This is a genomic window from Nocardiopsis sp. RV163 (assembly GCF_001029525.1).
Taxonomy (GTDB): Bacteria; Actinomycetota; Actinomycetes; order Streptosporangiales; family Streptosporangiaceae; genus Nocardiopsis; species Nocardiopsis dassonvillei.
Map to the genome: position 1 here is coordinate 38734 of NZ_LEKI01000016.1, position 21192 is coordinate 59925.

16 protein-coding genes and 2 tRNA genes are annotated in these 21192 nt (G+C 72.4%); 6 read left to right on the top strand and 12 right to left on the bottom strand.

The window, feature by feature from the left end; all coding sequences use genetic code 11:
• Nucleotides 1–15: 15 nt before the first annotated feature.
• Complete coding sequence (locus tag ABD54_RS05215) at nt 16–2508, top strand: RNA helicase (protein WP_047868288.1); 2493 nt, start codon at nt 16–18, stop codon at nt 2506–2508.
• 404 nt (nt 2509–2912) lie between these two features.
• Nucleotides 2913–3257: a hypothetical protein gene (locus tag ABD54_RS05220; RefSeq protein ID WP_047868289.1), complete on the top strand. Its 345-nt coding sequence runs from the start codon at nt 2913–2915 to the stop codon at nt 3255–3257.
• A 27-nt stretch (nt 3258–3284) separates the two neighbouring features.
• On the opposite strand, the gene ABD54_RS05225 is transcribed toward ABD54_RS05220, so the two are convergent.
• Both ABD54_RS05225 and ABD54_RS05230 read right to left on the bottom strand, forming a co-directional pair.
• Nucleotides 3285–3755, bottom strand: coding sequence for a dCMP deaminase (locus ABD54_RS05225; protein WP_047868290.1), 471 nt, complete (start codon nt 3753–3755; stop codon nt 3285–3287).
• Nucleotides 3752–4456, bottom strand: coding sequence for a RibD family protein (locus ABD54_RS05230; RefSeq protein WP_047868291.1), 705 nt, complete (start codon nt 4454–4456; stop codon nt 3752–3754). Before ABD54_RS05230 ends, ABD54_RS05225 begins: the two co-directional genes overlap by 4 nt.
• A 648-nt stretch (nt 4457–5104) precedes the next feature.
• On the opposite strand from ABD54_RS05230, the gene ABD54_RS05235 reads away from it, so the two are divergent.
• Nucleotides 5105–5992 (top strand): SAM-dependent methyltransferase, encoded by an 888-nt coding sequence (locus ABD54_RS05235; RefSeq protein ID WP_047868292.1) that lies wholly within the window; start codon nt 5105–5107, stop codon nt 5990–5992.
• 646 nt (nt 5993–6638) lie between these two features.
• Here the strand turns inward: ABD54_RS05235 and ABD54_RS05240 are convergent.
• Together ABD54_RS05240 and ABD54_RS05245 are read right to left on the bottom strand one after the other, a co-directional pair.
• Nucleotides 6639–6711, bottom strand: a tRNA-Asn gene (locus tag ABD54_RS05240).
• Nucleotides 6712–6875: 164 nt separating this feature from the next.
• Nucleotides 6876–6948, bottom strand: a tRNA-Asn gene (locus ABD54_RS05245).
• A gap of 155 nt (nt 6949–7103) precedes the next feature.
• Between ABD54_RS05245 and ABD54_RS05250 the strand changes: the two genes are divergently transcribed.
• Both ABD54_RS05250 and ABD54_RS05255 read left to right on the top strand, forming a co-directional pair.
• Nucleotides 7104–7445: a hypothetical protein gene (locus tag ABD54_RS05250; RefSeq protein WP_047868293.1), complete on the top strand. Its 342-nt coding sequence runs from the start codon at nt 7104–7106 to the stop codon at nt 7443–7445.
• Nucleotides 7445–7966 carry a hypothetical protein gene (locus ABD54_RS05255; RefSeq protein WP_047868294.1) on the top strand — a complete coding sequence of 174 codons (522 nt, stop codon included), beginning with the start codon at nt 7445–7447 and terminating at the stop codon, nt 7964–7966. The genes ABD54_RS05250 and ABD54_RS05255 overlap by 1 nt, the downstream gene beginning before the upstream one ends.
• A gap of 84 nt (nt 7967–8050) precedes the next feature.
• On the opposite strand, the gene ABD54_RS05260 is transcribed toward ABD54_RS05255, so the two are convergent.
• The 5 genes from ABD54_RS05260 to dnaG all read right to left on the bottom strand — a co-directional run bounded on the left by ABD54_RS05260 (nt 8051) and on the right by dnaG (nt 16920).
• Nucleotides 8051–8926: an endo alpha-1,4 polygalactosaminidase gene (locus tag ABD54_RS05260; protein WP_047868295.1), complete on the bottom strand. Its 876-nt coding sequence runs from the start codon at nt 8924–8926 to the stop codon at nt 8051–8053.
• A 300-nt stretch (nt 8927–9226) separates the two neighbouring features.
• Nucleotides 9227–12187, bottom strand: coding sequence for an FAD-binding and (Fe-S)-binding domain-containing protein (locus ABD54_RS05265; protein ID WP_047868300.1), 2961 nt, complete (start codon nt 12185–12187; stop codon nt 9227–9229).
• A gap of 143 nt (nt 12188–12330) precedes the next feature.
• Complete coding sequence (locus ABD54_RS05270; RefSeq protein WP_394324529.1) at nt 12331–13650, bottom strand: glycoside hydrolase family 18 protein; 1320 nt, start codon at nt 13648–13650, stop codon at nt 12331–12333.
• 184 nt (nt 13651–13834) lie between these two features.
• Nucleotides 13835–14929: an RNA polymerase sigma factor RpoD gene (gene rpoD, locus ABD54_RS05275; RefSeq protein WP_047868297.1), complete on the bottom strand. Its 1095-nt coding sequence runs from the start codon at nt 14927–14929 to the stop codon at nt 13835–13837.
• 119 nt (nt 14930–15048) lie between these two features.
• Nucleotides 15049–16920, bottom strand: coding sequence for a DNA primase (dnaG, locus tag ABD54_RS05280; RefSeq protein WP_047868298.1), 1872 nt, complete (start codon nt 16918–16920; stop codon nt 15049–15051).
• Nucleotides 16921–17053: 133 nt separating this feature from the next.
• Between dnaG and ABD54_RS28285 the strand changes: the two genes are divergently transcribed.
• Entirely contained in the window at nt 17054–17203 is a 150-nt protein-coding gene (locus ABD54_RS28285) for a hypothetical protein (RefSeq protein ID WP_160313075.1), read from the top strand.
• Nucleotides 17204–17231: 28 nt separating this feature from the next.
• Here ABD54_RS28285 and mmsB read toward each other — a convergent pair whose 3' ends face one another.
• The 3 genes from mmsB to chvE form a co-directional block, all read right to left on the bottom strand.
• Entirely contained in the window at nt 17232–18530 is a 1299-nt protein-coding gene (gene mmsB, locus ABD54_RS05285; RefSeq protein ID WP_047868299.1) for a multiple monosaccharide ABC transporter permease, read from the bottom strand.
• Entirely contained in the window at nt 18527–20056 is a 1530-nt protein-coding gene (locus tag ABD54_RS05290) for a sugar ABC transporter ATP-binding protein (protein WP_047868301.1), read from the bottom strand. The genes mmsB and ABD54_RS05290 overlap by 4 nt, the downstream gene beginning before the upstream one ends.
• Before the next feature lie 44 nt (nt 20057–20100).
• Nucleotides 20101–21192: multiple monosaccharide ABC transporter substrate-binding protein (gene chvE, locus ABD54_RS05295; protein WP_327136518.1), on the bottom strand; the 1092-nt coding region annotated here is incomplete at its 5' end.

Below are 21192 nucleotides of genomic sequence, written 5' to 3' on the forward strand. Positions count from 1 at the left end.
GTGAGTCTCATCGATGTGCTTCCGGCCGAACCAGAACCCGACTCCCTCTTCGAGGCGTTCGCTTTGTGGGCCGAGGAGCGGGGCCTCACCCTCTACCCGCACCAGGAGGAGGCCCTCATCGAGGTCGTCTCCGGGTCCAACGTCATCCTCAACACCCCCACCGGCTCGGGCAAGAGCATGGTGGCGACCGGCGCGCTCTTCGCCGCGCTGGCCCGTGACGAGTGCGCGTTCTACACCGCGCCCATCAAGGCGCTGGTGTCGGAGAAGTTCTTCGACCTGTGCAAGATCTTCGGCACCGACAACGTCGGCATGATGACCGGCGACGCCAGCGTCAACGCCGACGCGCCCATCGTGTGCTGCACGGCGGAGGTCCTGGCCCAGATCGCCCTGGCCGAGGGCGCGAACGCCGACATCAACACGGTCGTCATGGACGAGTTCCACTTCTACGCCGAGCCCGACCGCGGGTGGGCGTGGCAGGTGCCGCTGCTGGAGATGCCGCAGGCGCAGTTCCTGCTGATGTCGGCCACCCTGGGCGACGTCAGCCGCTTCGAGGAGGACCTGGAGAAGCGCACCGGGCGCCCCACCGCCGTGGTGGCCTCGGCCGAGCGCCCCGTGCCCCTCTACTACGACTACCGGGTCACCCCGCTGCACGAGACGCTGGAGGAGCTGCTCGGCAGCGGCAACGCCCCGGTGTACATCGTGCACTTCACCCAGGCGCAGGCGGTCGAGCGCGCGCAGTCGCTGACCAGCATCAACATGTGCACCAAGGAGGAGAAGGCGGCGATCGCAGCGGAGATCGGCAACTTCCGCTTCACCACCAAGTTCGGCCGCAACCTGTCCCGCTACGTGCGGCACGGCATCGGCGTGCACCACGCGGGCATGCTGCCCAAGTACCGGCGCCTGGTCGAACGTCTGGCGCAGTCGGGGCTGCTCAAGGTGATCTGCGGGACCGACACCCTCGGCGTGGGAGTGAACGTGCCCATCCGCACGGTGCTGTTCACCGCGCTGAGCAAGTACGACGGGGTGCGCGTGCGCCGTCTGCGCGCCCGCGAGTTCCACCAGATCGCCGGGCGCGCGGGCCGCGCCGGGTTCGACACCGTGGGCAACGTGGTGGCCCAGGCGCCCGAGCACGTCATCGAGAACGAGAAGGCGCTGGCCAAGGTCGGCGACGACGCCAAGAAGCGGCGCAAGGTGGTGCGCAAGAAGGCCCCGGAGGGTTTCGTCTCCTGGGACGAGGCCACCTTCACCAAGCTCATCGAGTCCGACCCCGAGCCCCTGACCTCGCGGTTCAGGGTCAGCAACGCCATGCTGCTGAGCGTGATCGCCCGCCCGGGCGACTGCTTCCCGGCCATGAAGCACCTGCTCACCGAGAACCACGACGACCGGCCCAGGCAGCGCCGCCACATCAGCGAGGCCATCGCCATCTACCGGTCGCTGCTGGACGGCGGGATCGTGGAGGCGCTCCCCGAGCCCGACGCGCAGGGGCGCACCGCGCGGTTGACCGTGGACCTCCAGGCCGACTTCGCGCTCAACCAGCCGCTGTCCACGTTCGCGCTGGCCGCGTTGGACCTGCTGGACGAGGAGTCGCCCACGTACCCGCTGGACGTGCTCAGTGTGGTGGAGTCCACCCTGGACGACCCGCGGCAGATCCTGGGCGCCCAGCTCAACAAGGCGCGCGGCGAGGCCGTCCAGCAGATGAAGATGGACGGCATCGAGTACGACGAGCGCATGGAGCGGCTGGAGGAGGTCGACTACCCCAAGCCGCTGGAGGATCTGCTCGGACACGCCTACGAGGTGTACCGGCGCGGTCACCCGTGGGTGGGCGACCACCCGCTCCGTCCCAAGACGGTGGCCCGGGACATGTACGAGCGGGCGATGACCTTCACCGAGTACGTGGGCTTCTACGAGCTGGCCCGCTCCGAGGGGCTCGTGCTGCGCTACCTGGCCAGCGCGTACAAGGCGCTCAACCAGACGGTGCCCGACGACGCCAAGACCGAGGAGCTGCGCGACCTCATCGAGTGGCTGGGCGAGCTGGTCCGCCAGGTGGACTCCAGTCTGCTGGACGAGTGGGAGCAGCTGACCAACCCCGAGGCGGAGGTGCCGGAGGACGCGGCCGCCGCCGAGGAGAAGGTGCGGCCCGTCACCACCAACGAGCGGGCGTTCCGGGTGCTGGTACGCAACGAGATGTTCCGCCGCGTGGAGCTGGCCGCCCTTCGCCGCCACAGCGAACTCGGGCGGCTGGACGAGGACGGGGAGTGGGACGCCGAGGCCTGGGAGGAGGCCCTGGACGCCTACTTCGAGGAGCACGACGCGATCGGGACCGGTCCGGACGCGCGCGGCCCGGCGATGCTGCTCATCGAGAAGGAGCCCGAGCTGTGGCGGGTCCGCCAGGTCTTCGCCGACCCGGCGGGCGACCACGACTGGGGCATCAGCGCCGAGGTGGACCTGGCCGCTTCCGACGCCGAGGGGCGCGCGGTTTTGCACGTGGCGGACGTGGACCGGCTGTAGGGGCGGGCGGTAACGGCAGGACGGTGATCGGTTGACGGGCAGGACCGGCTGGCGGGTATGGCCTGCTGGCGGGTGCGACCGGTAGAAGGACGCGACCGGCTACCACGGCGAACGCGGTCGGCCGCGGGCACCGGCCGGGCGCGCGGACACCGCTGGCCGCGCGGGAGCGGCCGTTTCCGGGCACGTTCATGCCGTCCGGGGGGGTGGGCCCCCTGTATCCAGCAGACGACCGCGGCGATGAGCGGCGCCACAGGCCGGATCCGGCCTGTGGACGACCCGGGTCGGGCCGCCTCCGGCGGGTAGAAAGGACGACACGGGGTCCGGCGCCGCGGACCCGCTCCCCTGCCCGCCGACCCCTCCCGTTCCAGCGGTCGTGCGGACCTTCACGCACAGGAGGTTCGACCATGCCCCTTCCCCTGATCGCCTGGGCCGCCGCCGCTGGAGGCGCCGCGGCCGCCGCCTACGTCGCCCGCCGGATGTCCAGGGACGAGGAGTTCGCCGGAAGGGTTCGCGAGGTCGCCGCCTCCTTCAGCAGGTCGGTGTCGGCCAGCGACGTACTCGACGGACTCCTGGAGATGGAGGAGCTCGTCGCCATGCGCCACCTCGACGCCAGGGCGCCCCGGATGAGCGCCCAGGAGTGGGACGACTTCTCCGGGGCGGTGCACGCCCGCGTCACCAATCCCTACGAGGACGAGGAGACCAAGGCCCGGACGCGCCGCCTGTACTCCTACGCGGGCAACCTCAGATGACGCGGCCGCCGTCCGCCGGGCTCCCGCTCAGCCCAGCAGGTGGGCGTTGACCTCACGTACTCCAGCGGCCAGGTCGGGCCGCTCCACGACCGTCCGGCCCGCCGCGCGCAGGCGCTCGGCGCCGTCGCAGTCCACGAACACTGAGGGCTCGCGCCAGGCGAACACCACGCGCGCGAGGGGAGTGGCCAGGATCAGCGCCGAGCAGGACAACGGCCGGGAGGCACGGGAGCTGCACGGTTCCAGGGACGAGTACAGGGTGGCTCCGGCCAGCCGGGGGTCGTCGGCGTCCACCTCCCGCAGGGCCGCCTCCTCGGCGTGGTCGTGCGGGTCGTCACGGCGCGAGTAGCCCTCGCCCAGGACGGTGCCGTCGGCGGCGACCACGGCGCAGCCCACCGAGAACGCCGTGTCCGAGGGCGGACAGGCGCGGGACAGCTCGACCGTGCGGCGCAGCCACCGGGCGTCGGGCTCCCCCTCTCCGGGGGGCGGACCGGCGCTCACGCCCGCTCCCCCGGGGCCAGCCGGTAGCGCAGGACCGCCACGTCGCCCAGCGCCCTGGCCTCCACCAGTCGCATCGGCGATTCGGGGGTCTGCGGGAAGGTCCCGGGTACGACGAAGCGCGGGGCGTCCTCCTGTCCCACCAGGAAGGGGGCCACCGCCAACCGGAGCTCGTCGACCAGCCCCGAGGTGAGGAAGAGGGTGTGGATGTGCCCGCCGCCCTCGACCAGCAGGCGGGCGACGCCCCGTGCGGCCAGGTCGGCCAGCACGGCCCGGGCGGTGGGCGGGTCCCCGGCGTCCACGACCCCGGCGGGCGGGTCGGCGGCGGGGCGGGCGGCCAGCGCGCGCCGGGCGGTGTCCACGCCCGCGCCTCCGGTGTAGACGACGGCTCCCGCGTCCCCTGTGGAGAAGAAGCGGGCCGCCGGGTCGAACTTCCCGCTGCGGGTGAGCAGGGCTTTTAGCAGGTGCTCGGTGCGCCCGCCCTCCCGGCGGCGTTCGCGCAGCCGCGGGGATCGCACCAGCAGTCTGGGGTTGTCGGCGCGCAGGGTGCCCGCGCCGACGAGGATGGCGTCGCACTCCGCCCGTAGTTCGTCGACCTCGGCGAAGTCGGCCTCGTTGGACAGGCGCAGCCGCTCGGGCCCGGTGTCGTCGATGCGTCCGTCGACCGACATGGCGCAGCTGAGGATGGTGTACGGGCGGTCCATGGCCCCAGGCTAGGCCACGGCGCGGGACCGGGCGGTCCGCGCCCCGGGGAGTGCCCGTGTGAGGAGAGCCGCCCGTGGCCGGGGAACGCCGGCGTCCGAGGTGTGTCCGCGTCCGCGAGAGCCCGCGACCGGAAGGGCCAGCGGCTGGAAGAGTCGGCGTCCGAGCGGTGTTCCGGTGTTTTCGGACCGCCGCGTCGCCGTTCACCGGTTGCGCCGCATTCGTGGGCCCGCCAAGGAATTTCCGCAGGTGGCGACTGGGTGCGCGGAATTTCCCCCCGATATGAGCCGGGAGCGCTTTTCGCCGTTCGCGCGCGGGGAAGGAGCCCGCGGCCACGCCCCGGGGGCGGGACACAACCACCCTTACCCACATGTCTCCACCACCACACACAGACGCCTACGGAACCGGGTAAGCCCGCAGTCACGGGCTTTCCGGCTCCGGAGCCCCACCCCAATTACTCCCATAATGGACATTAGGTGTATAACCCCTAGCCCACCCAGGACACCTCTTCGCCACACCCCGCGGTACTTCCCGGGCACCGCGAACACCGATTTTTATGACCGGAGTCTGTGACTCGGTTAACAACACCTCTCACGCGGAATACAATCCAGTGGTCGACCACTCTTCCCACCTCAGACAAGAGGACGGCGATGTCTCGATTCACCTCCCCCCTTTTCCTGAGGCAGGCGGGGGGCAAACACGTCCGCGCCCACCCACCGCCCGCCGTTGACCTGACCCGGCCCAGCGTGGCCAGGCTGCACTCCTTCCACCTCAAGGGCAAGGACCACTTCGAGGCGGACCGGGACCTGGCCACCCGCGCGGAGCGGGTCGCGCCCGGTTTCCAGGACCTCGTGCTGGGAGAGAGGGCCTTCCTCCAGCGCGCCGTCCGCCACCTGTGCGCGGAGCTGGGCATCCGGCAGTTCATCCAGTTCGGCGCGGGGCTGCCCGCACCGGGCGACCCGCACGAGATCGCGCACGAGAGCGACACCCGGGCGCGCGTCGTCTACGCCACCGACGATCCGGTGGTCCTGACCCACCACCTCGCCCTGCTCCGCGACCGGCGCACCACCACCGCGGTGCGCGCCTCGCTCACCCGTCCGGACGAGCTATTGGACAGCTCCGAGACCCGGAGCTTCCTCGACCTGGACCAGCCCGTCGGCCTGCTGCTCACCGGCGCCGTCACGCACACCTCCGACGCCGACCACCCGGCCGAGCACATCGCCGCACTGCGCGACGCCCTGGCTCCCGGCAGCCACATGGTCCTCAGCCACTACTGCCGGCCCGACTCCGCCGTCTTCCCCAAGGACGCGGCGCGGGCCGAGCAACTGGAGCAGGTGTTCGCCGAGCGCCTGCGCTCCGGCCGCTGGCGCTCCCGGCGGGCCATCCTCGGTTTCTTCGAGGGCTGGCGCGTCGCCGAGCCCGGCGTGATCGAGGTCCAGCGGTGGCGAACGCTGCCCGTGGCCCCGCCGGTACCCGGCTGCTACCAGATGCCCCAGCGCAACCGCCGCCTGCTCCTCGGCGGAGTCGCCGGAATCTGAGGCGTCACCTCCGCCCCGCGTCGCAGCCGCCAGGACCGGCAGCGGGCGAGGTCCGCCACCGCGCACACCAGGCCACTCAGCCCAGTGGCCCCGGCACCGAGCGGTCCCGTGTCCCGACCACGGGAACCCTCGGAGTACTCCAGCGGGCCCGAACCGCTGGCGCGGATGGTGGATGTCCGGCGGGGCGACCCGGCCGCCCCCGCGCAGAGCCACGGCACCGACGGATGGCGCCCCAGAGCACGGGCGCGGACCCGGTGCGGCCCTCCCCTCAGGTGACCGGACGCATACCGCCCCGGGCCGTGGCCTTGCGACCGCGGCACCGTCCAACGCACCACGCCGCCACCCCGGCGAACGGGAAACCGGTCGGACCGGCCCCGGCGCCCGCAGGCGTGCCGTCACCGCGGGGCGATCCGTCGGCGCAGGCCTCCCGGAGCCCGGCGCACGTCGCGTCCGCCGCGTGCGGACTTCCAGTGGAGTCACGGAAGTTCTCCGGAAAACCTGCGGCGACAAAGTACCGACGCACCAACCCGTGAGACAGCCGTGGTGACTGGGACTCCGGGGACCGCGGTGCCCTCTGTGCGCCGAAAGACCCGGGCACGAAAAAGACAGGGCCCCTCCCCTTTCGGGAAAGGACCCTGTCCTGCTGCTCCCGCGATTGGACTCGAACCAATAACCTGCCGGTTAACAGCCGGCTGCTCTGCCGATTGAGCTACGCGGGATCGCACCCGTCCCCGAACCCCGGGGGCTCGGTGACGTCCCCTAGCCTAGCGCGTTCCGAAGGGTGCTCGCGACGTGTTTTCGCACCTGCGCACCGGCTCCGGCCACCCGTGCGGCCGCGAAAGGCCGAGGGCCCGCCGGACTCTTCCGACGGGCCCTCAGAGCGCTCCCGCGATTGGACTCGAACCAATAACCTGCCGGTTAACAGCCGGCTGCTCTGCCGATTGAGCTACGCGGGATCGCGTGTCCCCCACGGCCGGGCCGTGGTGACACGTCAAGCCTAGCGTCCCCGCGGAGTGCTCGTGACCGGTGTCGGCATGTGTGGCGGGGTCGCGACGGGGTAACGTCGAGCACGGATCACGCCGATCGTCTCCAAAGGGTGAAGAGGTAGACCATGCGTTACCGGATCACGTTCGCCGCCGGACTCGCCATCGGTTACGTCCTGGGAGCACGGGCGGGCAGGGCCCGCTACGAGCAGCTCGCGCGCACCGCGCGCAAGGTGGCCGACAGCCCGGTCGTCCAGGAGGTCGCCGGTCTCGTCGGCGCCCAGGTCAGCAACGCGGGCCGCACCGTCTACGACAAGGCCGTGGACAAGATGCCGGTCACGTCCGTGCGCGACTTCCTCTCGCGGCCCACCGACGAGGAGGTCGAACTCGTCGAGTGGGAGAACCACAGGTCCAACGGCACCCAGCCTCCGGACGAGAACGGCTCCTCCGGCAACGGCGGGAAACGCTAGTGGCCCTGTTCTCCAGGGGCGTGCCCGCCGCGCTGCGCGCCCGGCTGGAGCGGGGCGAGCGCGTGCTGGCCCACGCGCCCGTCGCCTCTCCGGCCGGGGAGGCGGTGCCCCTCCTGGCCGCCACCGACCGGGCCCTGCACCTGCCCGACGGGCGCGCGGTGCCCTGGCAGGACATCGACCGGGCGGGTTGGAGCCCCGACGCCTTCACCTTCCTGGAGGAGGGCGCGGGCGAGCACACGGTGCGGCTGCGCTCGGGCCCCGGCGCCGACGGCGTGGACTACCGCCGCCTGGCCGAGACCGTCTCCGAGCGGGTCACCGCGACCATCCTGGTCAACCGCTTCGTGCCCTTCCCCGATCCGGACTCCTCCACGGGCTTTCGCCTGGTGGCTCGTCGGGCGCCCGGCGGCGCCGAGGTGGCCTGGCGCATCCACCTGGGTGAGGGCGTGGACCAGCGGGATCCGCGTCTGGCCGACGCCGTCTCCCGCTCCCTGGACGCCCTCCACGACCAGATGGGCGTGTGAGCCGCGCCCGGGGGCCCTCGCCGTCCGGCCGGTGCCGGGCGGCGGGCGGGCCCGGCGCGTCCGGCACCGGGTGACCGGGACCGGTCAGCAGACGTCGTAGACGTAGTCCCCGTGGTCGGGACCGACCAGGTTCAGGTCGCGCAGGATCATCCGGGAGGGCGCGCCCGGGGCGGCGCAGGCCTCCTCGAAGGTCATCCCCGCCTCCTCCAGCGCGTGGGGGTACTCCACCGCCAGGACGTTGTCGCCGTAGACGCCGGTGTAGGCCCCGCACTCGTTCCACACCGCGCACTCCTCGGTCACGGCGAAGTCGAAGCCGACCTCGTCCCTGCCGCGCTCGGTGTCCTCGGCGGCGTTCTTCTGGCCCGCGGCCATGCCGTGCCCGTGGGTGATCTCGACCAGTTCGGCGGCCAGCGCGAGGTTGTCGTCGATCGTGAGCAGGCCCTGGGAGCGCAGGTTGGAGTCGAGGTTGTCGAACTCGACCGCGTCGAAGCCCTTGTCCGCGCAGTCGGCGACGGTCTCGCCGAGGACGGCGGCGATGTCGGAGCGCTTGTCCTCGGTGGAGGTGTCCAGGAGGCGCTCGTCGCTCCACTCATCGTCGATGACGGGCTCGCCCGAGGCGTCGCGCAGGATCAGGTCCGGGTGCTCCTCCAGCCACCACTCCAGGTCGCCGGGCTGGGTCTGGAAGCCGTTGACGTAGCAGACCGAGTACGTCCCCTCCGCCGGTTCGGAGGTGGAGTCGCGCACCACCGTACCCGCGCCGGAGGGCGGGGCGTAGGAGGCACCGAGCTGGTAGTCCAACGTGCCCTCGGGGAAGCCCTCGAAGGCGGCGGTGTCGGCGGCGTCCGCTGTGGAGGAGGTGGACGAGGCGAGTTCGCCCCCGCCCTGGCTCGCGCAGCCCGCGGCCAGGAGCGCAGTCAGGCCGACGGCCGCGGCGGCGCGGAGTCCGGTGGGTGTGGACATGGAGGAACCCCGTTCTGCGGCGGTGGGGTGTTCCGCCGCCTGGTGGTCGGCGGTCCCGCCGCGCGGGCGGGACGACGCCTACGGTAGGTGCTCGCGCCCGGCGCGGGGTCCGGTCCGCGGGACCCGGGGTCACGGGCGGGGCCCGTGCCGGAACGCACGGTCACCCTAGCCACGGACGCGGTCCGGCGGAAGGCTCGGCCTCCGGGCCGCCGACCGGACGCTTTCCCCGGAGAGCTCGGAACTGCGGGAACCCGCCGGGGGTGTCGGCAGGGTCACATGCCTCTCAGGACACGACAGGAGTCACACACGGCCGGGGCGCCCGGCCGACTCCCGCGCGTCGCGTTCGGCCAGCCCCCGCGCCAGCACCTCGGCCAGGTGCAGCGCCCGACGGCCCGCACCCTGCTCGATCTGGGTGCGGCAGCTGTAGCCGTCGGCCAGCACCAGCGTGTCCGGGGAGGCGCCGCGCACACGGGGCAGCAGCTCGCGTTCGCCGATGGCCGCGGACACCTCGTAGTGGCCCTCGGTGAACCCGAAGTCGCCCGCCAGCCCGCAGCAGCCCGAGTCCAGCACCTCGCCGTCGATCCCCGCCCGGGCGATCAGCTCGCGGTCGTCGTCGAAGCCGATCACCGCGTGCTGGTGGCAGTGGACCTGCGCCAGGGCCGAGGCCGCGATCCGCGGCGGGCGCCAGTCGGGCGCGTACTCGTTGAGGAAGCCCGCGAGGGTGTGCACGGCCGCTGCCACCCGCTCGCTCCGCTCCCCCGGGAGCAGCTCGACGAGGTCGTGGCGGAGCGCGGCGGTGCAGCTGGGCTCAAGGCCCACCACGGGCAGCCCCTCCTCCACCAGCGGCTCCAGCGCGCGCACCGCGCGGCGCATCACCGCGCGGGCGGTGTCCAGTTGCCCGGTGGACACCCACGTCAGGCCGCAGCACACCTGCCCCCGGGGCAGCACCACGGTGAACCCGGCGTCCTCCAGTACGCGCACGGCGGCCGCGGGCACGTTCGGGTTGAGGTGGTTGCCGAAGGTGTCCGGCCACAGCACCACCCGGGGTCCGCCGACGAGGGCCCGTCCGCGCGCGGCGCGGCGCCGGAACGCGCGGGTGAAGGTGGTGCGGGCGAACGACGGCAGGTCGCGCTGGGCGGCCACTCCAGCGACCCTCTTGGCCAGGCGCGACACCCCGGGCAGCCTGGCGGCGCGGTTGGCCTCGGCCGGGGCGATCGAGGCCAGGCGCGCCCAGAGCGGCAGCCAGCCCATGGAGTAGTGGGCGGCCGGGCGGATCCTGCCCCGGTAGTGCTGGTGCAGGAACTCGGCCTTGTAGGAGGCCATGTCCACGTTGACCGGGCAGTCGCTCAGGCAGCCCTTGCAGGACAGGCACAGGTCCAGGCTCTCGCGCACCTCCTCCGAGCGCCAGCCGTCGGTGATGACGTCACCGCTGGCCATCTCGAACAGCAGGTGGGCGCGGCCGCGGGTGGAGTGCCTCTCCTCCTGGGTGACCTGGTAGCTGGGGCACATGACGCCCGGTCCCTCCTGACGGCGGCACTTGCCCACCCCGGAACAGCGGCGCAGCGCCTTGGCGAGGTCGCCCCCGTCCTCGCGGTAGGCCAGTTCGGCCCGCGAGAGCAGCGGCAGCACCGGGCCGGAGCCGGTGGGTCCGGGGACGGCGGCCACCCGGACGTCGGAGTCCAGCGGCAGGGGGTCGACGATGACGCCGGGGTTCATGAGGCCCGCGGGGTCCCATATCCGCTTGAACTCGCCGAAGGCGCGGATGAGGGAGGCCGGGTACATGCGGGCCAGCAGCTCCGAGCGCGCCTGGCCGTCGCCGTGTTCGCCCGACAGGGAGCCGCCGTGCCGGACCACGGTGTCGGCGGCCTCCTCCATGAACTCCCGGTACTCGCGCCGTCCCCGCTCGGTGGTGAGCTCGAAGTCGATGCGCACGTGCAGGCAGCCGTCGCCGAAGTGGCCGTAGACCACGCCGAAGCGGCCGTGGCGCTCCATGAGCGCCTCGAAGTCGCGCAGGTAGGCGCCCAGGTTCTCGGGCGGCACCGCGGCGTCCTCCCAGCCCGACCAGGCCTCGGCCCCCGAGGGCGTTCGCTGGGTGAGCCCGGCGCCCTCCTCCCGGATGCGCCAGAGCGCCTTCTGGTGGGCGGGCTCGGAGACGACGAGGGCGTCGCGGGGGCGGGAGGCGCCCGACAGGGCGGCGAGCATGCCCTCCGCGGCGTCGGCGGCGCCCTGGGGGTCCTTCCCGGCGACCTCCACAAGGAGCCAGGCACCGCCCTCGGGCAGCGGTACGCGCGAGCCGGAGCCGAACCGGTCCAGGGAGGCGACCATGCGGTGGTTGATGCCCTCGACGGTGAGCGGGCTGTGGCCGAGCAGGTCGGGGACGGCGTCGGCGGCCGCGGGGGCGTCGGGGTAGCCGAGGACGGCCAGGGCGCGGGCTGGCGGCGACTCGACCAGGCGTACGGTGGCGCCGAGGACGAACACGCAGGTGCCCTCTGTGCCCACGAGGGCGGCGGCGACGTCGCGGCCCTTCTCCGGCAGCAGGCGGTCCAGGGAGTAGCCGGACACGCGGCGGCGGAAGTCGGGCATCGCGGTGCGCAGCTCGGCCCGGTGGGCGTCCACGAGGCGGGCGAGGGCGGCGTGGATCCGCCCCTCGCGTCCGGGGCGCGCGGCCAGGGCGCGGTGCTCCTGCTCTCCGCTGGAGCCGACGGTGAGCCGGGTCCCGTCGCTGAGCAGCACGTCGAGGGAGACGATGTTGTCGGCGGTGGTGCCCCAGGCGACCGAGTGGGAACCGCAGGCGTTGTTGCCGACCATGCCGCCCACGGTGCAGCGGCTGTGGGTGGAGGGGTCGGGGGCGAAGGTGAGCCCGTGCTCGGCGGCGGCGCGGCGCAGGTCGTCGAGGATGACGCCGGGCTGCACGGTGGCGGTACGCGCGACGGGGTCGATGTGCTCGATGGCGCGCAGGTGGCGGGAGGTGTCGATGACGACGCCGGTGCCGATGGCGTTGCCCGCGATGGAGGTGCCGCCGCCCCGGGGCACGATCGCCGCACCGTGCTCGGCGCAGGTGCGGACCGCCGCCACGCAGTCCTCGACGGTCTCGGGGACCACCACGGCCAGAGGGACCCGGCGGTAGTTGGAGGCGTCGGAGGTGTAGAGGGCGCGGGTGCCCGCGTCGAAGGCGACCGTGCCCCGGACGCGGCTCTCCAGGTCGCGGCGCAGGGCGGCGACGTCGGTTCGGGCTGTGGTACTGCTGTGCGGGTCGGCCATGGTGCCAGCGTGGCGGCTGCGGCCGCGGCGCCGCAAGCGTGCCGCGCTGCCCGTCCGCACCGCCCCGCCGTCCGGAACCGGTGGCGCGGGGCCCGGCCCCGCCCGCTCCTGGGAGCCGGTGCCCGCGCGGTACGCCCCGGGGGTCAGCCCCCGAGGGACTCGTCCATGGCCCGCGCCAGCTCGCCGCGGGGGTCCATGTCCAGGTTCCACACCATGAGGCCGCCCAGCCCCTGTTCGAGCACGTACTCGCCCTTGAGGCGGATCACCTCGGGGTTGTCGTAGGCCCACCACTCGTCGCCGTCCAGGACCCAGTGGGCGCCCGCCTCCTCGTCCAGGGCGTGGGGGCCCTCGATCTCCTGGAGTTCGGAGAAGGCCATGGTCGGGCCGTCGTAGCGGTCCTCCGCGGGCCCCGCGACCGGCTGCCCCGGCCCGGGCTCGGAGGGGTCCTCCAGCCGCCAGCCGCGGCCGAAGGCCGGAACGCCCACCACGAGCCGTTCCGGCGGCGCGCCCAGGTCCACGTAGCGCTGGACGGCGCGGTCCACGCTGTCGGCGTCGGCGTCGGAGGCGTACAGGTTGGAGTGGTAGGCGGTCCGCTCGCTCCACGGACCGGCGAAGTCGTAGCCCTGCACGGTGGCGAAGTCCAGGTACTCGAAGACCCGAGCGTCGTAGTCCTCGCTGGCCGCGGCTCCGCCGGGCAGCGACGCGGACAGGACGTACTCCTCGCCGGTCTCCCGGGACAGCTCGTCCATCTGGCGGCGGAACTCGGCCGCCAGGAGGGTGAAGTTGGCCGCGTCGTCGGGGTGCTCCACGTTGTCCGGGTGGCCCGCTCCCCCGGGCCACTCCCAGTCCAGGTCGATGCCGTCGAAGATCCCGGCGGCCGCACCGCCGCCGCCCTGCGGCTCGCCCCCGGACACCGGCAGATCGCCGCGCAGCCACAGGTCCAGGCAGGAGGCCACGAAGGCCTCCCGGGACTCGGGGGTGCGGGCCGCGGTGGAGAAGTGCGTGGACCAGTTCCAGCCGCCCAGGGACAGGCTGGCCCGCAGACCGGGGTGCCCCTCCTGGAGCTGGCGCAACTGATTGAGGCTGCCCGCGAGATCCTGTTCGTACTCGTCGGCCCGCCCGCTGACGCTCTCGTCGGCGTCGTAGCGCCGCTGGTACAGCTCCCAGGGCTGGTCGTGGGTTCCCGGGATGTAGCACAGGCCCTCGGGGCTGATGTCGCCGAACGCCCACATCAGGCGGGTCAGGTGCTCGGGGGCCCCGCTGTCCTCGAGCTCCTTGACGGTGTAGCCGCGGTTGGCCACGTTCCAGTCGGCGAAGTACCCGATGCGCTCGGGGTTCCTTCCGGTCGCGGCCACGAAGACCCCCGTGATCAGCACTGCGGCGGCCACGACCGCGCCCAGGACGAGTAGGGGCCGGCGCCGCGGGGGCGACGCGCCGTCCGGCTGGGCTGGCGTGGTTCTCACACCTACGACGGTAGACGCCGGGCACGCCCGACGCGGCGCAACGACACCGGTTCGGCCACATCAGGCCGTCCGTCCGCCGGACGGGAACCCCGGGGGCGACCCACGCGTTGGTGATGACCGCGGACCGTCCGGACGCGGTCGGGCTCTGATGAGCTCCCCGTGCCGCCGCTCAGCCGGTGCGCACTCAGTCGGCGCGGATGAAGTCGCGCAGACTCCCGGCCCGCGAGGGGTGTCGGAGCTTGGCCAGGGTCTTGGCCTCGATCTGGCGGATGCGCTCGCGGGTCACCCCGAACTCGCGCCCCACCTCCTCCAGCGTGTGCGGGTTGCCGTCGGCCATCCCGAAGCGCAGCCGGATGATGCGCCGCTCGCGGTCGGACAGGCCGCCGAGGATGGCTCCCAGCCGCTCCTGGAGCACGGTGAAGGCCGCCGCCTCGACGGGGGCGACCGCGTCGGAGTCCTCGATGAAGTCGCCGAAGTCGGACTCCTCCTCGCCGATGGGCGACTGGAGCGAGACGGGCTCCCGGGCGATGCGCTGGATCTCCACGACGCGCTGGCCGACGAACCCGGCGGCCGAGGAGATCTCCTCGACGCTGGGTTCACGGCCGAGCTGCTGGTGCAGCCGGTGCTGGACCCGGACGACCTTGTTGATCGTCTCGACCATGTGCACGGGGATGCGGATCGTGCGCGCCTGGTCGGCGATCGCCCGCGTGATGGCCTGGCGTATCCACCACGTCGCGTAGGTGGAGAACTTGAAACCCTTGCCGTAGTCGAACTTCTCCACGGCGCGGATCAGGCCGAGGTTGCCCTCCTGGACGAGGTCGAGCAGGAGCAGGCCCCGGCCCATGTACCTCTTGGCGATGGACACCACCAAGCGCAGGTTGGCCTCGATCAGGCGCCTCTTGGCCCGCAGCCCCTCCTCGACCAGGCAGGCCAGCTCCTCGGCGGTTCGCACGCCCTCCGCGGGCGCGCAGTGCTGCGCGTAGAGGCCGACCTCGATCGCCTTGGCCAGTTCGACCTCCTGTTCGGCGCTCAACAGCGGTACACGGCCGATCTCGCGCAGGTAGAGGCGGACCAGGTCCGACCCGGAGCGCCGACCGCCGTCGACGACGGGTCCGGGGTCCTCCGAACCGGTTCCGTCGGGGCCGGAGACCTCCACGCCGATCCGGGCGAGGTGTACGACCGCCTGGTCCAGGTAGTCCGGGGGCGCGTCCAGCCGGTCCAGGGCCGAGGCCACCTCTTCACGGCTGATGGGCCCCGTGTCGGGGAGCAGCCGGACCACCTGTCGAATGGACGGCGTTTCGTTGGTCACAACTGTTGGAGCCACCCGCCCATTGTGCCCTTTCGGGCGCCCGGGAAGGGAGAACTACTATTGTCACCCCGGTGCTACATACCGCCCCGTCACATCTCCTGGAGAGCGCGTTTTTGCTGTTGGAGCGCCATGAGTTCGGCCAGCAGGCGCTGTTGCTCCTCCACCTGCGGAGTTCCCTCCAGGCGGGACAGTTCCGATCTCAGGTTTGACTCGCGCCGGTTGATGGAATGAGTCTTGATTGTGCCCAGTATTTGCCGGGCGTAATGCTCGTCGAGTTCTCCGTAGAACTCCAACTGTTCCACCACTAAACGGGTGAGGAAATCACGCTGTGCGTCGTTGGGGGCGGCCTCGCGCAGGCCGTTCACCCACGCGGCGGGGTCGTACGCGGCGGCCACCCCGCCCGCGGCGGTGATGAGCCCCAGCACCGCGCGGTGCTGGGGGACGGTGAAGTCCTCCTCGGTGAACGCGTCGAAGCCCACGGCCAGCGAGGGGAACTGCAGGGCGATCTTGAGCGCCTGGCGCTCGCGCTGCACGGAGGGGTCGCCCGGGTTGTAGGGCGCCTCCCGCGCGTCCGGGGTGGGCACGGGCCGCGCGGGGGCCGTCCGCGGCCCGGGGCCGCGGCCCCGGGCGCCGCGCATGTGCTGGTTGACCCGGCGCAGCACGAAGGCCTCGTCCAGGATGCCGATCCAGCGGTCCAGGTTCCTGCCGTAGTCTCGGCGCACGCCCTCGTCACGGATGCTGGCGACCACCGGGGCGGCGGCGTCCAGGGCGGCCATCCGGCCCTCGGGGGTGGACAGGTCGTAGCTCTCCATGACGTTGCGGATCATGAACTCGTACAGCGGGGCGGCGTCCTTGACGAGGTCGACCACGGCCTGCGGTCCGTGCTGGAGTCGCAGGTCGCAGGGGTCGAGCCCGTCGGGCTGCACGGCCACGAAGGTCTCGGAGGCGAACCCGTGCTCCTCGGCGAAGGCGCGCACGGCCGCCTTCTGGCCCGCCTTGTCTCCGTCGAAGGTGAACACGACCCTGCCGCTCTGGTTGGTGCGGCCCAGCAGCATACGGCGCAGGATCTTGACGTGGTCCTCGCCGAAGGAGGTGCCGCAGGTGGCCACGGCGGTGTCCTCCCCGGCGAGGTGGCAGGCCATGACGTCGGTGTAGCCCTCGACGATGACCGCCTTGCCCTCCCGGGCGATGTTGCGCTTGGCCAGGTCGAGCCCGTACAGCAGGCGCCCCTTGTGGAAGACGGGGCTCTCGGGGGAGTTGAGGTACTTGGGCCCGTCCTCCTCGGGGTCGAGCTTGCGGGCGCCGAACCCGACCACCTCGCCGGTGACCTCGCGGATGGGCCACAGCAGCCGGTTGCGGAAGCGGTCGTAGGCGCCGCGACGCCCCTGGCTGGCCAGGCCGCCCTCCACCAGCTCGGCGTCGGTGAAGCCCTTGCGGCGCAGGTGTGCGGTGAGGTTCTCCCACCCGGCGGGGGCGTAGCCGAGGCCGAAGTGCTCGGCGTGCGAGCGGTTGAACCCGCGCTCGTCCAGGAAGCGCCGGGCGGTGACCGCGCCCGGGGAGAGGAGCTGTTCGGCGTAGAACTCGGCGGCGGCGCGGTGGGCGTCGAGCATGCGCTGGCGCTTGCCCGTGTCGTGCCTGGCGGCGCTGCGCCCGCCCTCCTCGTAGCGCAGGGTGATGCCCGCTTGGCGGGCGAGCGTCTCGACGGCCTCGGTGAAGCTGAGGCTGTCGATCCTCTGGAGGAAGGAGATGGTGTCCCCGCCCTCCCCGCAGCCGAAGCAGTAGAACAGGTTCTTGGAGGGGGTGACGTTGAAGGAGGGGGACTTCTCGTCGTGGAAGGGGCACAGGCCCTTGAGCGACCCGCCCCCGGCGTTGCGGAGCTGGAGGTACTCGCCGATCACGTCGGCGATGGGCGCGCGCTCGCGTACGAGGGCGATGTCTTCGTCTCTGATCCGGCCTGCCACGGTCTCCAGGGTAGTTCTCCCCGCCGACGCCCGGACCGCCGTCCGCGGTCCGTTCCCCTGTCCCGGTCGGCCCGGCACCCGTACGCCGTTCGCACGCCGCCCGTCTTACGGAGATTCACGACGCGGGTGAGCCGTGCCCCCGATTCCTCCTCGGTCTGGTGGCCGGGGCATCCTCAGGGAGGAACCGGCGGACCGGGGCGCGGGGCTGGAGGGCGGCCGGGTGTCCGACGCCCGCGAGCAGGAGCTGGAGGAGGTCTCACGGGAGGTCCGGGGCTACCGGTGAAGCCCCGGACCCCCGGGCCCGGGCCTCTTCAGGAGGAGGCCCGGGCCCGGTCCGCCGTGGGCGGCGGCCCCTGGGCCCCGTCACCGCCCCGGCCCGCCCCGGAGGAGGGCGGGGGGACGGAGACGGTGACGGGGCCGGCGCTGACGCGGCGCTTGTTGTAGATGTCGAAGGCGACCGCCAGGAGCAGCACCAGCCCCTTGATGAGCTGCTGCCAGTCCACGCCCAGGCCGATCAGGGACATGCCGTTGTTGAGCACGCCCATGACCAGGGCGCCGATGACGGCTCCGACGACGGTGCCCACGCCCCCGGAGGCGGAGGCGCCGCCGATGAAGGCCGCGGCGATGGCGTCGAGCTCGAACATGGTCCCGGCGCCGGTCGTGGCGGCGTTGAGCCGGGCGGTGAAGACGAGCCCGGCCAGCGCCGAGAGCACGCCCATGTTGACGAACACCCAGAACGTGGTGCGCTGGGTGCGGATACCCGACAGCGCGGCGGCCTGCTCGCTGCCGCCGACGGCGTAGACCCTCCTGCCCATGGTCGTGGAGCGCATGACGAACGAGTACCCGGCGATGAGCGCGACGAGCAGCACGCCCACGACGGGCAGCCCGTTGTAGTCGGCGAGCACGTAGGTGAACGCCAGGATGGCCGCGACGATCACGGCCGAGGAGGCGGCGGTGACCGGCGCGGGCTGGACCGGGAGCCCGTACCCGATCGAGCGGGACCGCGAACGCCACTGGATCCACACCAGGGCGGCGGCACCCGCCGCGCCCAGCAGCAGGGTGGGCGGGTGGAGGCCGTCACCGGCCTGCCAGGGCAGGAACCCGCTGGCGATGTTGCGCAGGGAGGGCGGCAGCGGCGCCACGGACTCCCCGCCGAGGACGGCCAGAGTCGCGCCGCGGAAGACGAGCATCCCGGCGAGGGTGACGATGAACGCCGGGACCCGCACGTAGGCCACCCAGAAGCCCTGCCAGGCGCCGATGAGCGCGCCGAGCAGCAGGGCAACGGGCACGACCGCGGCCGTGGGCAGCCCCCAGGAGGTGAGCATGATGGCCGACACCGCGCCGGTGAAGGCGACCACGGAGCCGACCGAGAGGTCGATGTGTCCGGTGACGATGACCAGCATCATCCCGATCGCCAGGATCAGGATGTAGGAGTTCTGCATGATCAGGTTGGTGACGTTGAGCGGGGTGAGGAGCAGGCCCCCGGTGAGGATCTGAAACAGCACGATGATGGCCACCAGGGCGGCGGCCATGCCGTACTGGCGGGAGTTGCCGCGGGTCAGCGCGCCGCCGAGCCGGGAGAGTCGGGAGGTTGCGGTGGGCTCTTTCACGGGTGTCCCCCGGTTCGCGTCATCAGTCTCATGAGGGTTTCCTGGTCGGCCCCCTCACCGGGGACCTCTCCGGTGATGCGTCCCTCGCACATCGTGTAGATCCGGTCGCACATGCCGAGGATCTCTGGGAGTTCGGAGGAGATCAGCAGCACGCAGGCGCCATCCGCGGCGAGGCGGCGGATGATGAGGTAGATCTCGTACTTGGCGCCGACGTCGATGCCCCGGGTGGGCTCGTCGAGGATCAGCAGTTCGGGCCGGGTGAACATCCACTTGCCCAGGACGACCTTCTGCTGGTTGCCGCCGCTGAGGGTGCGCACGGTCTGGGTGGTGCCCCGACTCCTGACCCGCATGTCCTGGCTCATCCTGGCGGCCTCCACCGCCTCCAGGCCGGGATCGAGGACGCCGCGCGCGGACACGCGGTCCAGGGCCGCCAGCGTGGTGTTGTGGCGGATGTCGTCGTCCAGGATCAGGCCGAGGGTCTTGCGGTCCTCGGGCACGTAGGCGAGGCCGCCGCGGACGGCGTCGGCGACGCTGGCGGTCGCGAGTTCGGCGCCGTCCTTGAGCAGGGTGCCCCGGACGCGGCGCCCGTAGGAGCGGCCGAACAGGTTCATCGCGAACTCGGTGCGCCCGGCGCCCATGAGGCCGGCCATGCCCACGACCTCCCCGGCGCGCAGGGTCAGGCCGACCCCGTCCACCACGCGCCGCCCGGCCTGGGTGGGGTGGTCCACCGTCCAGTCGCGGACCTCGAAGCGCGCCCGGCCGACCCCGCCGGTGCGCGGCGGGTGGCGCTGGTCCAGCGCGCGGCCGACCATCCCGCGGATGATGCGGTCCTCGTCGATCGAGGGGTTGCCGTCCGCGTCGCGCTCCACGGCGAGGGTCTCGATGGCGCGTCCGTCGCGCAGGATGGTGACCTCGTCGCACACCCGCACCACCTCACCGAGCTTGTGCGAGATGAGGATGCACGTGACGCCCTGGTCGCGCAGGTCCAGGAGGAGTTCGAGCAGCCGGGTGCTCTCCGCCTCGTTCAGCGCGGAGGTGGGCTCGTCCAGGATGAGCAGCCGCACCCGTTTGGCCAGCGCCTTGGCGATCTCCACGAGCTGTCGGGCGCCCACGCTCAGCGCCGAGACGGGCGTGGCCGGGTTCTCGTCCAGCCCGACCCGGCGCAGGAGTTCGCGGGCCCGGGCGTGGGTGGCGCCCCAGTCCAGGACGCCGTAGCGGGCCTGCTCGTGGCCGAGGAAGACGTTCTCGCTGATGGACAACTGCGGGATGAGGGCGAGTTCCTGGTGGATGATGGCGATGCCCGCGCGCTCGCTGTCGGCCACGCCGGAGAAGGCGCAGGGCTGCCCGTCCATGAGGATCTCGCCGCTGTGGGAGCCCGTGGGGTGGACCCCGCTGAGCACCTTCATCAGCGTCGACTTGCCCGCGCCGTTCTCCCCCATCAGGGCGTGGACGCGGCCGTGGCCGACGGTCAGCGACACCCCGTCCAGGGCCCGCACCCCGGGGAAGTCCTTGCGGATGTCGCGCATCGTCAGGAGCGGCCCGCCGGGTGCGGGCCGCCTCTCCTCCGCCGTCACTGGAGTTCGGCCTCCTCGTAGTAGCCGCTCTCCACCAGGACCTCGTGGTAGTTGTCGGCGTCCACCGAGACGGGGTCGAGCAGGTAGGAGGGGACGACCTTGACGCCGTTGTCGTAGCTCTCGGTGTCGTTGACGGGGACCTCCTCGCCCCGGACCAGGGCCTCGACCATGTCCACGGTCTGGGTGGCCAGGCTCCGGATGTCCTTGAAGACGGTCTGGGTCTGCTCCCCGGCGATGATGGACCGGACCGAGGCGGCCTCTGCGTCCTGTCCGGTGACGACGGGCAGGGGCCGGGCCTCGGTGCCGTAGCCGACGGCGCGCAGGGACTCGATCACGCCGAGGCTCATGCCGTCGTAGGGCGACAGGACCGCGTGCACCTCCTCGTCGGAGTAGTGGGCGCTGAGCAGGTTGTCCATGCGGTCCTGGGCGATGGCGCCGGACCACTCCTGTGTGGCGATCTGCTCCATGGAGGTCTGGCCGCTGCGGACGACGAGGCGGCCGTCGTCGATGTGGGGCTGGAGCACCGACATCGCCCCGTCGAGGAAGTAGGAGGAGTTGTTGTCGTTGGGCGAGCCGCCGAACAGCTCGATGTTGAAGGGCCCCTCCTCGTTCTCCAGGTCGAGGGCCCGCACGATGTACTCGCCCTGGAGGACGCCCACCTGGAAGTTGTCGAAGGTGGCGTAGTAGTCGACGTGCTCGCTGCCGAGGATGAGGCGGTCGTAGGCGATGACGGGGATGTCGCTGGAGGCGGCCATGTCCAGCACGTCGCCGAGGGCCTCTCCGTCGATGGAGGCGACGACGAGGACGTCGGCGCCCCGGGTGATCATGTTCTCGATCTGGGAGACCTGGTCCTCCACGACGTCCTCGCCGTACTGGAGGTCGGTGCCGAAGCCGCGGGCCTCGAACTCGGCGACCATGTTCTCGCCGTCGTTGATCCAGCGCTCAGAGGACTGGGTGGGCATGGCGATGCCGACGACGCCGGCCTCGCCCTCGGGCCGCGCGGCGTCGCCGACGCCACCGCAGGCGGTGAGCAGGAGTGCGCCGCACAGCGCGGCTGCCAGGAGGGGTGTGCGTCGGGGGTGGGGGGT

Excerpts from the sequence above, each read along its gene's own strand:
- ABD54_RS05220 (WP_047868289.1), top strand. The coding sequence starts at position 2,913 with ATGCCCCTTCCCCTGATCGCCTGGGCCGCCGCCGCTGGAGGCGCCGCG.
- ABD54_RS05230 (WP_047868291.1), bottom strand. The coding sequence starts at position 4,456 with ATGGACCGCCCGTACACCATCCTCAGCTGCGCCATGTCGGTCGACGGA.
- ABD54_RS05235 (WP_047868292.1), top strand. The coding sequence starts at position 5,105 with ATGTCTCGATTCACCTCCCCCCTTTTCCTGAGGCAGGCGGGGGGCAAA.
- ABD54_RS05250 (WP_047868293.1), top strand. The coding sequence starts at position 7,104 with ATGCGTTACCGGATCACGTTCGCCGCCGGACTCGCCATCGGTTACGTC.
- ABD54_RS05260 (WP_047868295.1), bottom strand. The coding sequence starts at position 8,926 with ATGTCCACACCCACCGGACTCCGCGCCGCCGCGGCCGTCGGCCTGACT.
- ABD54_RS05265 (WP_047868300.1), bottom strand. The coding sequence starts at position 12,187 with ATGGCCGACCCGCACAGCAGTACCACAGCCCGAACCGACGTCGCCGCC.
- ABD54_RS05290 (WP_047868301.1), bottom strand. The coding sequence starts at position 20,056 with ATGCGCGACATCCGCAAGGACTTCCCCGGGGTGCGGGCCCTGGACGGG.